Raw genomic sequence first — 852 nt, 5'->3', positions numbered from 1 at the left:
GCTTCCATCGGGAATAAGGATCTGGCAGCCTGAGTTCCCAACTAAAATACTCTCCAGGAAAACCGGGGCGGTTCAATTAAGATTGAATTACTACAATACAATAACATTGAGCAGCCAGAAGAACCTTCAGCACCCTATATCCCAGGCTACGCTCACCTTGCTTTTATAGTTGAGGATCTTGATACGCTCTTGAGCAAAGTATCGGACTATGGCTGGAAGACGCCGGGTAAACCTCAGACAGTGTTGTCAGGCCCCATGCAGGGAACCAGAGTAATATATTTACAAAACCCTGATGGTCAGACGCTTGAATTGATGGAACTCAGTCAATGAAGTCCACATCTTATGACCTGTTATCCTCTAATTAAAACAGTGATGTATGAAAAGTCCGCTTATGGCACACAGAACGGACCTTCTGAAGAACCGCAGGGTCCGATGAGAGCGAAAAACGGAAGTCCGGAATTCTTCTGTTTACCAGGGGCGTATTTCAAAACATCGTCGTGTGTTAATAAGCGGGGGGAGTCGGTCAGTTTTAAGCACAAAAACTCCGGTCTCCGGACCGATCCTTTTTCTAAAAATGCTCGGTACACACTATCCCAGCCAGGCAGATACACCAATGATGACCAGAGCGAATATCGCGGTGCTGCCCCACGCATAGTTTGGCCAGAATGTTCCAGCCAGTATTCCAAAACCAACGATCAGGACGACGCATACAATCACACTCAGGAAATAATTGATCTGCCATCGAGCCCACCGTTTTAGATAGTGTCGTCACGAGGGTAAAAAACCACCTGCATAGCAGGTGGCATTGATAACGCCCCATAGGGGCGTACTCAGTCCAGACTCTGAGAGTCT

Annotated in this window: 1 pseudogene; it reads left to right on the top strand. The window is 47.3% G+C overall.

Annotation, left to right across the window (positions count from 1 at the left end):
* Positions 1–75: 75 nt before the first annotated feature.
* Positions 76–330: pseudogene (locus ACSZPU_RS25980) on the top strand (VOC family protein); the annotation flags it as partial.
* Positions 331–852 lie beyond the last annotated feature (522 nt).

Origin of the sequence: Phytobacter sp. V69, from assembly GCF_965644215.1 — a bacterium.
Classification (GTDB): Bacteria; Pseudomonadota; Gammaproteobacteria; order Enterobacterales; family Enterobacteriaceae; genus Phytobacter.
The sequence above is the reverse complement of the archived record's forward strand: the minus strand, read 5'-3'. Positions and strand labels throughout refer to the sequence as shown.